16 protein-coding genes are annotated in these 12,466 nt (G+C 59.3%); 8 read left to right on the plus strand and 8 right to left on the minus strand.

The window, feature by feature from the left end:
• The 3 genes from LGR69_RS30880 to LGR69_RS30890 all read left to right on the plus strand — a co-directional run.
• A partial coding sequence (locus LGR69_RS30880) for a nickel/cobalt efflux transporter (protein WP_230368471.1) occupies positions 1-611 on the plus strand: 611 nt, incomplete at its 5' end.
• Between the two features lie 46 nt (positions 612-657).
• Positions 658-861: a hypothetical protein gene (locus LGR69_RS30885; RefSeq protein WP_230368480.1), complete on the plus strand. Its 204-nt coding sequence runs from the start codon at positions 658-660 to the stop codon at positions 859-861.
• 176 nt (positions 862-1,037) lie between these two features.
• Positions 1,038-1,184, plus strand: a complete 147-nt coding sequence (locus tag LGR69_RS30890) for a hypothetical protein (protein WP_230368481.1) — start codon at positions 1,038-1,040, stop codon at positions 1,182-1,184.
• Positions 1,185-1,504: 320 nt separating this feature from the next.
• On the opposite strand, the gene LGR69_RS30895 is transcribed toward LGR69_RS30890, so the two are convergent.
• The 8 genes from LGR69_RS30895 to LGR69_RS30930 form a co-directional block, all read right to left on the minus strand.
• Positions 1,505-1,714: a hypothetical protein gene (locus tag LGR69_RS30895; protein ID WP_230368482.1), complete on the minus strand. Its 210-nt coding sequence runs from the start codon at positions 1,712-1,714 to the stop codon at positions 1,505-1,507.
• A 277-nt stretch (positions 1,715-1,991) separates the two neighbouring features.
• Positions 1,992-3,308, minus strand: a complete 1,317-nt coding sequence (locus tag LGR69_RS30900; RefSeq protein WP_230368483.1) for a cytochrome b — start codon at positions 3,306-3,308, stop codon at positions 1,992-1,994.
• 691 nt (positions 3,309-3,999) lie between these two features.
• Positions 4,000-4,542, minus strand: a complete 543-nt coding sequence (locus tag LGR69_RS30905; RefSeq protein WP_230368507.1) for a superoxide dismutase — start codon at positions 4,540-4,542, stop codon at positions 4,000-4,002.
• A gap of 199 nt (positions 4,543-4,741) precedes the next feature.
• Positions 4,742-5,116 carry a hypothetical protein gene (locus LGR69_RS30910; protein ID WP_230368484.1) on the minus strand — a complete coding sequence of 125 codons (375 nt, stop codon included), beginning with the start codon at positions 5,114-5,116 and terminating at the stop codon, positions 4,742-4,744.
• A complete protein-coding gene (locus tag LGR69_RS30915) occupies positions 5,116-5,700 on the minus strand; it encodes a hypothetical protein (RefSeq protein WP_230368485.1) in 585 nt (194 codons plus the stop codon). Before LGR69_RS30915 ends, LGR69_RS30910 begins: the two co-directional genes overlap by 1 nt.
• 46 nt (positions 5,701-5,746) lie before the next feature.
• A complete protein-coding gene (locus LGR69_RS30920; RefSeq protein ID WP_230368486.1) occupies positions 5,747-5,962 on the minus strand; it encodes a hypothetical protein in 216 nt (71 codons plus the stop codon).
• 141 nt (positions 5,963-6,103) lie between these two features.
• On the minus strand, positions 6,104-6,934 hold the full coding sequence (locus tag LGR69_RS30925) for a chromate resistance protein ChrB domain-containing protein (RefSeq protein WP_230368487.1): 831 nt from the start codon (positions 6,932-6,934) through the stop codon (positions 6,104-6,106).
• A 204-nt stretch (positions 6,935-7,138) separates the two neighbouring features.
• Positions 7,139-7,393: a PepSY domain-containing protein gene (locus LGR69_RS30930; protein ID WP_230368488.1), complete on the minus strand. Its 255-nt coding sequence runs from the start codon at positions 7,391-7,393 to the stop codon at positions 7,139-7,141.
• A gap of 320 nt (positions 7,394-7,713) precedes the next feature.
• On the opposite strand from LGR69_RS30930, the gene LGR69_RS30935 reads away from it, so the two are divergent.
• The 5 genes from LGR69_RS30935 to LGR69_RS30955 all read left to right on the plus strand — a co-directional run bounded on the left by LGR69_RS30935 (position 7,714) and on the right by LGR69_RS30955 (position 12,451).
• Positions 7,714-8,709, plus strand: coding sequence for a chromate resistance protein ChrB domain-containing protein (locus LGR69_RS30935; RefSeq protein WP_230368489.1), 996 nt, complete (start codon positions 7,714-7,716; stop codon positions 8,707-8,709).
• Between the two features lie 753 nt (positions 8,710-9,462).
• Positions 9,463-9,933 (plus strand): chromate resistance protein ChrB domain-containing protein, encoded by a 471-nt coding sequence (locus LGR69_RS30940; RefSeq protein ID WP_230368490.1) that lies wholly within the window; start codon positions 9,463-9,465, stop codon positions 9,931-9,933.
• 133 nt (positions 9,934-10,066) lie between these two features.
• Complete coding sequence (gene chrA / locus LGR69_RS30945) at positions 10,067-11,479, plus strand: chromate efflux transporter (RefSeq protein WP_230368491.1); 1,413 nt, start codon at positions 10,067-10,069, stop codon at positions 11,477-11,479.
• The gene (locus LGR69_RS30950; RefSeq protein ID WP_230368492.1) at positions 11,479-11,835 is read left to right on the plus strand and encodes a hypothetical protein; all 357 of its coding nucleotides are present in this window, start codon (positions 11,479-11,481) and stop codon (positions 11,833-11,835) included. The genes chrA and LGR69_RS30950 overlap by 1 nt, the downstream gene beginning before the upstream one ends.
• A gap of 115 nt (positions 11,836-11,950) precedes the next feature.
• Positions 11,951-12,451, plus strand: a complete 501-nt coding sequence (locus tag LGR69_RS30955) for a Ros/MucR family transcriptional regulator (RefSeq protein WP_230368493.1) — start codon at positions 11,951-11,953, stop codon at positions 12,449-12,451.
• Positions 12,452-12,466: the final 15 nt, after the last annotated feature.

Genomic DNA, 12,466 nt, shown 5'->3' on the forward strand with positions numbered 1-12,466 from the left:
CCAGTCTCACCGATCGTGCGCCGGAAAACGCCCTCGATTGCGCCTCCGCCACAGTTCGATTGCGCGCCGCTACACCTGAGCCGCATGCCTTCACGGCACGGCTGCACCTCGATGGCTGGACTGGAGTCGAGATCCGTGAGGTCGTGTTCGAGGAGCACGACCACGATCACATGAACTTGGGCGACGAGGATGATGCGCATGCGCGAGCCCATGCCGAGGACATCCGGCGCCGGTTCGCGGGGCGGCAGGTGACGACGGGGCAGATCGTACTTTTTGGCCTGACCGGCGGTCTGATCCCGTGCCCGGCGGCGATTACCGTGCTGCTGCTCTGCATCCAGTTGAAACAGTTCAGCCTCGGGTTCGCGCTGGTGGTCTGTTTCAGCGTTGGGTTGGCGATCACAATGGTATCGGCGGGCGTGCTGGCGGCGCTCAGCGTCAAACACGTCGCCTCGCGCTTGTCCGGGTTCAGTGGCTTCGCCCGGCAGGCCCCCTACGCCTCGGCAATGCTGATCGTGCTGGTCGGCCTCTACACGGGCTGGCTTGGCTGGCAGGGCATCCACGATGATGCGGACGCACATGCCGCCGTGGCAGGTGTTTCTCGGGGTGCCTGAATAGGCCACTGCCAGGGTTCGCCCCAGGCGACGCGTCGGAGGGTTTATGGGCTACATCATCGCTGGGGCGAACCTCGCCAACGCCGAGGCGCCACGCGTCAGCTTTCGGGTTCAAACGGCTGCTGATGCGCTGGAGAAGATCGAGGAACTGGAGCGCGGCGGCTACCGCGTGCGCATCTCGTCGAGCGAGGGTGACGAGGTTCTGATCGCGACCATCAAGGCCAGGGTCGTACTGGAAGAGGAGCACTGAAGCTGCGCCGACAGGGCCTCGTCCCACCATCACGGAACTCAGCGCAGTTATGTGCAGGTTACCAAAGTCCGTGCCTGTGCTGTGCTATGGCTTGTCCGCTAATGGTCGATTATCTGCATCTCAGTCCTTCATGGTCGCCACGATGCGCGCGATCTCCTCGATGCGATGCGATGCGCATGGAGCAGGACAGCAGCCGCGCCCTCATCTCCCAAATGATCATCAGGCCACCAGTGGCCGTCACCCAGTTTACGCAGCAGTTCACCGCTGCTCTCGTGCTGCCGCTTGAGTGCGGCTACTGCGCCTTCGCACTTATGCAGGCTTGAAGGTTCCGTAAGCCCAGCCCTATGAACGGCGGTGAGTCAGCTCGGACCCCCTTTTTAATTTCCCGACGCGCAAACCTGACAGATTTATGTGCCTGGAAACCGTCGGTTTTCGATGCCGCAGATGATCGGACAGATGTCCTAATTGAGTGGTAATCCGTCATACGATTGCCGCCCGAAAGCCCGACATTGGGCTTACGGTTAAGCACTAGCCTGAGGGGCTCCTGGGCCGGATCGGGATCTGGAGGACCGTCAACCGCGAACTTGCGATAAGTACTTACGGACGCCCGCGGGACGGACGTACTGGCGCTACCTTGGCTGTCTCAGGGAGCACGAAGGTCGGCCTCGAAAGCCGGATAGATCGGATGTCTCAATTCCACGTGGTTCGCGGCGATCCACATCTCATAACACTCGTCGAGGATACCTGGTCGTCGCTTACACAGATGATCGTCCGAGACCCGCCAAGTGCCTTTGCTGATATCGCCATCGCTATCGATCACGAGTTTTCCTGAGCGTTCGTAGGTCTCACTCATGTGGGCGTAATCCGTAAGCATCTTTCCAGTCAGCGTCGTCCTGATCTCCATCCCTGAGAGCCGACGCATCTCCGATGCCTGCGATACGTTCCCGCTGCCTAAAACACCGATCAAAACGCACAGCAATATGTGCTGCATGACCGTGCTTCGGCGGCCAGCTCGTAAACGGTCAAGGCTAGACGACATTGATGCGCTCCGGGAAGACTGAAGTTCCGCAAGATCGATTCCAGACGTTGCCTGGCACACCGGATTGACCCGGCGAGCTGCTCGGCAGCGATCATGCGCCTCGATCACACACGCTCTCCGATGACATCTGCATGCCAGTCAGAGGTTCAGGCTGTGATCTCCGGTCAGCCTTCGCTTGCGTTGCAGGGAAATTCAGCACGCTTTCCAGGATCGAGCCCGGCATTGGGGTCGGTGTCTCAAACAGTCCAACAAGTGGCATGATAATTAGGAAATGCGCGAAGTAGTAAATCGTGCAGATCCTCGCTGCGATGACGTAGCCGCCTGTCGGCGGTTTGGCGCCGAGCCATCCGAGCCCGACACAAACGAGGACAAACACGCAGAAGAACTGGCGATAAACGGGCCGGTAGTTGGCCGAGCGCACAGGCGAAGTGTCGAGCCAGGGAACGAGTACAAGGACGAGCACTGCCCCAAACATCGCCGTCACACCGCCGAGCTTATCCGGGACGGCACGTAGGATTGCATAGAAGGGGAGAAAGTACCATTGTGGCACGATCTCTGCTGGCGTCACTGCTGGGTTTGCGGGGATATAATTGTCTGCCGCCAATGTATAATTTGGAATGTAAAATACAAGCCATGCGAAAATAATCATAGAAATAATTAGAGCCAAGCCGTCTTTCGCTGTCATGTAAGGATGAAACGGAACTGAATCTTTGCTGGACTTAATCGGTATACCGGTCGGGTTGTTATTGCCCGGAACATGCAATGCCCAAATGTGCAGGACGACCATTCCCACGATCATGAAGGGCAGAAGATAGTGAAGCGAGAAGAAGCGGTTCAGGGTCGGATCACCCACAGAGTACCCGCCCCAAAGTAGGGAAACGATTGTGCCGCCGACCAATGGAACGGCGGAGAACAAATTGGTTATAACGGTCGCACCCCAAAAACTTTCCTGTCCCCATGGCAGTACGTAACCGATAAAGGCTGTGGCCATCATCAACAGAAAAATAACAATACCAATTAAATACAAAACTTCTCGCGGGGCTTTGTAAGAACCGTAATAAAGATTGCGAAAAATATGAACATAAACAGCGAAAAAAAACACCGACACACCGTTGGCATGCGCGTAACGTAAGAGCCAACCGTAATTCACGTCACGCATGATATGCTCGACCGAGTCGAAGGCAAGTTTTGCATCAGGCTTGTAGTGCATGGCGAGCCAGATGCCGGTCGCGATCTGCTCCAGCAACATGAAGGCGAGAACGCCGCCAAAAGTCCAAAAGTAGGTGAGGTTCCTGGGCACCGGAAAGGCTACGAACGATGAGTGGAGTAGCCCCCCAAGTGGCAGTCTGCTCTCAAGCCACTTGGCCAATCTGCCCTTCGGGACATACGCAACCGGATGCTGGTTCATTTGCGTCTCCGATCTGTACAGACGGGCAGAATAGTCTTGCAATTTCCGTTGGGTCTTCGTCTTGATGAGCGCCTGTTGTTTATTCATCCAAGTGTTACCGAATTCAGGTCCGCTTCTGTGGTAGCTAGAGGGGGGCGTCTTCCGGAAGTTCATCCTTACGATGCAGTTGAATGCGCTGGCCATCTCGCCGATGAAACCGGCCTCCTAGATCATCGCCTCGCTACCGCCTTCGACGATCTCCTTCAGAAGCCACTCGAAATCCTCCCGGTACTGCTCGCCCGTTGGAAGAGCGCATACCGCATTTTGACAGGCACGGCTCCAATTGAGCTGAGGCGGCGCCGGATCTTCACACGGAAATACGCGGGCTTTGTCGGGATCTGCTGCAACAGCAAAAGCCAACCTTGCCCGGCAACTGTCATCTCTTGTCCGAGATCACACCTCCCTTACATCGAAAACAGCCGCTATGAAACTTCTATTCCATTTTAAATTCGGAATGAAACAAGTGTTATACTGTCCGAGCAGGCAAGGAGGCGTGTGAAGTGACTGACCCATTCTGACGCTCTGGAATTTGGGAAGCCGGGCCTTCGCTTGTTCCCCGTGAGGGGTGATCGGGTCTCGTGGCTGCGGTCACGACCGCGACGCCAAGGATGAGCAGCAGCCCGACCACAGCAACGAGGACCAATCGCGCGCATCAGGCTCGGCTCGCCTCGTCATAGAGGCGGTCGGCGTTGTCCCAGCGGATCACCTTCATGAAGACGTCGACGTAGTTGCCGGCCTTGGCCCCGAAATCCATCTGATAAGCGTGCTCGTACATATCCATCGCGACGATCGGCGTGCCACCGGCCAGCGTGGTGGTGTGGTCGGCCGCCCAGGCGTTGACGAGGCGCTTGTCGCGGGGACTATAGGTCAGCAGCACCCAGCCGGCCCCCCCACCCTCGGCGCGGCCCATCGCGGTGAACTGCGCGCGCCAGCGCTCGACGCTGCCGAAATCACGGATCATTGCCGCTTCCAGCGCCGGACCAGGCTTGCTCTGGTCGCCGAGCCCGGCGAAGAACAGCTCGTGCAGGATCATCGAGTTGGTGGCGATCAGCTCTTCGCGCTTCAGCCCGTTGATCACGAAGCCGGGTGTTTTTTCATAATCCATGGTAGCTAGCTGATCGGCGATGCTATTGAGCCGCTTCACGGCGCCGACATAGTTGTTCTCATAGTGGCTGATCAGGATGCGCTCGCTCATGCCGGAAATCTTCTGAGGATCGAGCGGCAGCGGCTTGATGGCGTAGGGCGGCAGCTTCGGAGTGGGTGGGTTGCCGGCGGGCGTCTCGGCGGCCGAGCCGGCCCCCAGGCCGACGGCTGCGAGGCTGCCCCCGGCTAGGAACAGTTCACGGCGCTCGATCGGATTAGTCATGGATCCTCTCTTTCGGGAAGGCTGCCCGCTACCGGCGGGACTGAGGTTTGTGGAGGATGCCGGCGTCCGGTAGGGTCCCGTCGTCGCGTCGGAGGTCGACGGCGTTGCCGGCCGCCCAGACCTGGAAGCAGCGGGCGCCGTCAGGACCGCCATCGAGGCAGAGCTCGTCGCCGCGGACGCGCCAGGCGCCGGTCCGGATCGTGCCCATCGACACCGATCGCTGCCGACCGCCCCGCTCGAAGCCGTAGGTCCAGTGCACGTCCTCGGTCAGTTCCATGCCGGGTAGCCGAGCGGTGAGGTCGCGCCCCGGCAACCGCCGGAAGGGTTCGGCGGCGTTCACGGGCGCTGGTCCGGCTGACGCGAGGGCAAGGACGAGCAGCATCAGGAACGGGGAGCGCGTCATTACCGCAGCTCCTCGACGTCGAGACGGTCGAACCAGGTGACGCTGTCAGCCTTGGTCCAGAACGCGATCTTGCCGGGGCTCCGGAACGTCTCGTCCACGGCAGTGAACAGCTCGCGCCCGTCGAAGGACACCGCGAAGCGGTCCTCGCGCGCGGTGATCGCCAGCTCGTGCCAAGCACCCGCCGTCACCGGCAAGTCGGCACCGGCCAGCTGGACGCGCCGGCCAGCCGTCACCTTGTAGAAGCGCACGTTGCTCTCGAGCGCGTTCGCGCGGACGAGGTAGTAGTTGTTCCGGTCGAGGAGCCGGAGCGCCATGCCACCGGCCTGGTCGACCGAGCCCGCCATCGGTTTGATCCGGGTTCGCACCCTCACGTCCGCGGGGGCGGTCGCCATCCGGATCAGCAGCGGGAAGCGGTCGTCGGTCGGGTCATCGCTCGTCTGCACAACAGCGCGACCGTCCGCGGCTTCGGCGTCGACGACCGTCTCCCATCGGCCGGGGGTACCGGGTCCCGTCTGCATCGCCTCGAAACCGGGCAGCTCCGCTGATCGGGCCGATCCGCAGAGAACACAGATGAGCACGGCCACCCGGCTCGTCGCGAGCGATTGTCTCATCGGACGACCCCAGCAAACTTCAGGAGGACGCCGGCCGCGGCGCAGCCAGCCAGGATCGAGACCATGCGACCTTCAAGCGAAACACAGCCTGGACGGCCACGGCGGCTAGCCCCAGCGCATTCGGATCGAGGCTGGCGAGCACCGGAGCATCGATGCGCAGCGGGCCGCCCGCGAACGGGAGGACCTCGGCGAACACCGTGTGGATAGCGAACCAGACTGCGAGGTTGAGGATCACCCCGATCACTGCCGCGGTGCGTCACCGCGATCTGCCCGGCCGGGCCCCCGAACGAGAGCGCGGCGATGCGGGTCCAGACTGGTGCGGCTTCAGCGAGGGTGACGGGCGGCACGGCAGCATTCAAGATGGCGGTGCTCATGGTCACACCCCCGACCGCGGCTTGTTGGTCGGCCGGTTGTGGTCCTCATCGGTCGCATCGCGACACCATCGGTAGAAGGCGTCGTAAAGGAGCATGCCCGCGTCGAGTTGCGCGAGGTCGTTGGCGTAGATCCGGGACAGGCCGAGCGACGCGGCAAGCAGTCCCGCCGCCTCGGGCGCAAGATCCGGCCGAGCTGTATCGGCACCGCGCACGAGCGTGGCGAGGTGCAGCAGCGGCGGCGTTGCGAGGCCGAGCTCCTGGACCATGACATCGAAGGTGCAAAGCTCGCCACGGTGGTTCCAGAACACCTCGGGCGCATCGATATCGAACGCCTCGCCGTTGAAACGCCGTGCGACCTCCTCGACCTCGCTCGGCGGCACGAAAAGGAACACCGCCTCGCGATCGATGAACCGGCGGATTAGCCAGGGACAGGCGATGCGGTCGACCTTCGGCCGGGCGCGGGTCACCCAGACGGTCCGCCCCTGACCGTCGCAATTCTGGAGCTTGTCAGCGGGGACCATCGGCAGCCCCGCCCGCGCCCACTCCGCCGTGCCGCCGTCGAGAGCCTCGGCGGCGATGCCGGTTGTGCGGAGCCAAGCGGCCACGCCGTGACTGAGCTTGTGGCCGCGCTGGCAGATCACGACGGCAGGCCGACTGCCCAGCGAGGGGGCCCACTCGGCGACAGCATCCCATTGGCGCGGTCGCGAACCCGGGATCAGGCGCGGGTCTTCAGCAAAGTCGCGTGTGGTGCGCACGTCGACGAGCACTGGACAAGCCGGGGTGCCGATCAGGCGTGCGAGTTTGTCGACGGAGATGGTGTTGGGCACGGGCATGGCGCGTCCTTGCATCGAATGCAGCCGGGCGGGCGGGCGCTCCTGCCTGTCCGCCCGGTACAAGTTGGATATCCTGCCAGCTGAGCCAGTCGGTATCTAGAGATTGTTCGGTCGCAATATCCACATTGAAATTGCGCGCGATCATTAGTAAATCAGCACTCAAAAGAGTCGGTTCGTTGCAGACCGAAGTCCTGACATTTCCAATTAATCATCGTCGTCTTCTGGTTTGCTTTTGCCGGTCTGTGGGTCGACATCAAGTTTTTCCGACTTGCCGTTCTTCACTGCTGTCACATCGACATGATCCCCTTCAGTTTTTACGATGCGAATATCGGAGTATCCTTGTGCCTCAAGGTATTGCCTGATCTTGGGCTCGTCGACTGTTGCGGCTGTCAGAACTCCTGCGGTTAAGGCAGTTACCCCAGCAGCTGTCACGAACATGCCCAGTTTCCACATCGACATTGCATTCCTCCTTTAGGAAGCGGCGTAGCGGGTAGGCCGGCGTTAGCTTCGGCTCTCGAACAGGGCCCAGCCGCCTGCCCGTGACCCTATCTTACGATACGCCCGTATCATTTCAAGCGTATCAGTGCTACAAATGAATCTAAAACGAGGCGGCTCGTGGCCGCCGTCATTGAGGCGCTTCGAAGGGCGATCAGGCGGTCCGAAACACCATCGAAGCACAGCCGACCCCCACGACATGATGACGCACCTAAAGTGTTATACGCGGCCAAATGTAACAGGTGTTGCAATTTGGCCGCGGCTGTGTAGACAGAGAGGACGACGTGATTAGCGAGGTAGGTGTGACCGTGCAGCGATGGCTCCTGTTGCTGCATCAGATCCCAACAAAACCCGCCTATTTCCGTGTGAAGATCTGGCGTAGGCTCAACGCTATTGGGGCTGTCGCGATTAAGGGCGCGGTCTACGCGCTGCCGGCCGGCGATCAATCCAGAGAAGATTTTGAATGGCTTCTCAAGGAGATTATCGAAGGTGGCGGCGAGGCGATGATCTGGGAAGCCACGCTGCTGGCTGGGATGTCGGATCAGGAAGTTCGTGAATTATTTAATGCGGCACGCGACGATGAGTACACGGACATAATCAAAGTCGTCCGAAAGCTTGACGCCGCACTCGTCGCGATGCCGTCGGCTAACGTTTCTGAAGCCGCCGCCCAGCTTAAGAGACTAATGTCGCGACGGGATACGATTGTTGCGATCGACTTCTTTGGCGCGAATGGCCGCGAGGCAGCTGACGGCATCCTCGAAGCCCTCGAAGCGCGGTTGAGCACCCTGGAGATCGCCGTTCAGGAGGGCGTAGTGGACGGACGGCAGAAGGAGGCACCTATGTCGATGTCCCTGAAAGGTAGAACGTGGGTTACCCGGCAAGACGTCCACGTTGACCGTATCGCTTCGGCTTGGCTGATTCGCCGCTATATCGACTCGGAGGCGCAGTTTAAATTTGTTCAAGCAAAGAACTACACCTTGCTGGCGGACGAGTTGCGTTTCGACATGTTTGAGGCGGAGTTTACGCACGAAGGTGATATGTGCACGTTTGAGGTTTTGCTTTCCCGGTTTGCTCTGAGAGAACCGGCTCTCGTTGCCATCGGTCAGGTCGTTCACGATATCGACCTCAAGGACAATAAATTCGGTCGCGAAGAAACCGCAGGGATCAAAGCACTGATTGCTGGAGTCTGCGTGTCCACGAGCAGTGACGAGGAGCGACTGACCCGGGGCGGAGCTGTGTTTGACGTCCTGTTTGAGAGTTTTCGCAAGCCACGGGCTTGATCGATGGCCGGAGACGTCACGCGCTTTACCCGCGTCTCGATGGCGATATTGGGGCTTGTTAAGGCACTCCGACTCCGACCAGCCTATACGTCCCGCGCATTGTGGCGGCCGGCACACAGACAGGACCGCGTTCGAAACACCGCGGCAATTGCTCCGTTCATCACCCGTCGCTGACGGATGATCGATGGCCTGCCGGAATGCGCCATCAACATGCGTCCAAGCCTCCCCAACAGTTCGTCAAGTCGTCGGTAATCCGCAGTTAGCTTATAGACGTCCGCTGGAGCCGATGCGTTGCACAGCAGACGTGCGTATTTCGACCGCATGATCCGTTTTTCGATCTATTTTTCATTTATTCCCGGTCGTAGTTTTGCATGATTACAGTAATTGCGACTGTGCACGGTACGTAGCAGTTTTACATAAAACTATATTTTGTTTCGGTATTTTTATTTAAATCTGAACACGATTTTTGGTTGCGGACAAATGATTTAGAGCATGGTCGTGTGTATTATTCGATTTGTGCTTCTTCGAGTGCGCGCATTCAAACTGTTCCATATTAATGCCTCGATACCGAGAGGTGCATGCGGCAATAGCCACATACTGGAAACCCTCGCCACCGCAAGCCGCCCTTGATACGTGCGTATCAATTTCTATTTACACGGGAACGCATGTAGCTTATACCGGCAGATGGCGGCGCCTGCTTGATCGCCGCCCTGAGGTTCAGGGCTTGCGCGGGAAAGGCTATGGAGGAGCGCAATGAAGTGGGTGACCCGCGAACGTCCCGTCATCGACCGGATCGCCTGTCCCTGGCTGATCGATCGGTTTATCGATCAGGAGCCCGAGTTCCTGTTTGTACCATCTGACCAAGTCACAGCCACGGCGCAGGCGACAGGCGCTACGCCCTACGACGTGCCCGATGTGAAGTTCACGCACATCGGTGATGGATGCACCTTCGACACTTTCCTAGCGGAATACGGACTAAGCCGCGATCCAGCTCTTGTGACGATCGCAGCCATTGTGCGGGGCGCCGATACGAACCGCCACGATCTGACACCACAATCGTCGGGTCTGCTCGCCATCTCGATGGGATTGCGCGATCTCACGCCTGACGACAACGAAGTCCTGAAATACGGTTTTGTCATTTACGACGCTCTTCATGCTTGGGCAAAGAAGAGACAGACGGAAAATCACGCTTGGCCGCCTATTTCTGGCGAAATTTCTAGGTAAATAATAACGATATAGGCATTATAAAATATTTTTATCGTTTTGTTCGACCATAAATCACCAATTTACAGATACATATCACTAATAATATATCATCAAAGCACCTGGAGAAATTATGATAATTCTAGATAAGTCGATGAACAATTCTACCTGTCGGCAAAGAGATGACTCGGAGGCTATCTCAACGTTATCCCGACCGCAGAGTAGTATCACGCTCGGTGAGGCGCTGCCAGTCTGGGCGCGCATCGCGGCTCTCTCCTTCGGCGGTCCGGCCGGCCAGATCGCGGTCATGCATCGCGTCCTAGTCGAGGAGAAGCGTTGGATCTCCGAGAACCGCTTCCTGCACGCACTGAATTTCTGCACCCTTCTCCCCGGGCCGGAGGCGCAGCAGCTTGCTGCCTATATCGGCTGGCTCATGCACGGCACCCGGGGTGGCGTGATCGCAGGAGGCTTGTTCGTCCTGCCCGGGGTGCTCGCGATCATGGCCCTGAGCTGGATCTACGTCCTCTACGGCAACGTTGGGATAATAGCGGGGTTATATTTCGGCCTCAAGGCGGCTGTCCTCGCCATCGTGGCCGAAGCAGTTCTGCGCATCGGTCGACGTGCCCTCAAAGGCCAGGCCATGGTCGCACTGGCGGCGACTGCTTTCGTGGCCATTTTTTTCTTTGATGTACCTTTTCCGATCATCATCCTGATGGCCGGCATTATCGGGTTTTATGGTGGTCGCGCCGGCCTATCCCAGTTTCGAGGTAGCGGTCACGGCGCAGCCCACAAGGATGATGGCGGTCCCTACCTGCTCGGTGACGACGAGCTACCGCGCGAGCGTGCGACATTGGGCGCCACGCTCCGCACCCTAGGAGTTTGGCTCGCGATCTGGCTGCTCCCCGTTGCCGCCGTCCTGCTGACTGTCGGGACCGACGATGTCTTTGCCAACATCGCGGTGTTCTTCTCCAAGATGGCAATGGTGACCTTCGGGGGCGCCTACGCGGTGCTGTCCTACGTCGCCCAGCAGGCGGTGGAGCACTACGGCTGGCTGAAGCCCGGCGAGATGCTCGACGGCCTCGGCATGGCCGAGACCACGCCCGGTCCGCTGATTATGGTCACGCAGTTCGTCGGGTTCATGGCTGCGTTCCGCGCACCTGGGGCCATGCCGCCGCTGCTTGCCGCAACGTTAGGCGGCCTGCTGACTACCTGGGTGACCTTCGCCCCCTGCTTTCTCTGGATCTTTGTCGGCGCACCGTACTGCGAGCGCCTACGTGGCAATCGTGCCCTGGCCGGTGCATTGTCCGCCATAACCGCGGCAGTCGTGGGCGTTATTCTAAATCTAGCCGTCTGGTTTGCCCTGCACACGCTCTTCGGCGAACTTTACCACTTCACCATGGGCCCAATCGGTGTCGACGTTCCAGTCTTGTCCAGTCTGAACATCTTCGCGCTCGGTCTTGCAGCGTTCTCGGCGCTCGCCGTCTTCAGGCTGAATCTCGGTATGATCCCGACGATTGGTGCTTGTGCGGCCGCCGGTATCACCCTCCAACTCACAGGGTTGATCTAATGCGCGTCGAACTTCTCGCTCTCTCTCTCGTCGTCAGCATTTTGGCAGGTGGCGAAGCTCGTGCCGGAGAAGTGTATCGTCAACTAAACGCCTCCGAGATCCAAGCCCGGTTCGTCGGCAAGGAAGTGACCGACGAAGTGCATTGGAGTTATCGGTTCGCGCCGAGAGGGCGTCTGTACGTCGTCTCTCTCGGCCGCGCCAGCACCGGCCGATGGCGGTTCAAGGGCGATGCTCTTTGTCTAGGCGCCGAGCCCTGCACCCAGGTCTGGATGGCCGGTTCTCGCGTCGAGTTCCGACGCGATGACGGCACTTTGCCTGAGGAGGGCGTGCTCAAAGCGCCAGCGTCTCGCTTCTGAGACACAGCTCTATAGTGCCGAGCCGCAGCTGCTCGGGCCTCGCCTGGCTTCGTTTTTGATGAGGCGCCACGTCGTGTAAGATAAACCTTTTGCCAGATTGGGAAGGTTATTCCAAATGAAGACATTGCATAACCGGAAGTATATTATGGGTTACTCCGGACGACGCGTTGACACGACCGCAAAAATCTCTGATCAAGACAGACCGTTTAAGTCCGTCGATCTCGTCACAGAGATCGTATCGGCCTATGTTTCAAAAAACCCCCTTCCTCCGGCCGAGTTGCCGATGCTTATTGGCAACATTCACGCGGCCGTTGATAATCTCGCGCGTAGACCCCCTCTGTCTAAAGCCGCGGAGACAGCGACACCTGCGCAGATCCGCAAATCGATCACGTCGAATGCGCTGATCAGCTTTATCGATGGCAAGCCCTACAGGACCTTGAAACGGCACCTCGCCAGCCATGGACTCGACCCCTCCAGCTACCGTGAACGTTACGGCCTGCCCGAGGATTACCCGATGGTGGCCGCCAGCTATGCCGCGCTGCGGTCACAACTCGCCAAGGCGATCGGCCTCGGTAGCGTTGCGGGATGGCCGGTACCCGGCTCAACTCCGGCGTGAAGGCGTTCTTCCCGA

The sequence above is a fragment of the Methylobacterium brachiatum genome (assembly GCF_020523825.1).
Classification (GTDB): domain Bacteria; phylum Pseudomonadota; class Alphaproteobacteria; order Rhizobiales; family Beijerinckiaceae; genus Methylobacterium; species Methylobacterium brachiatum.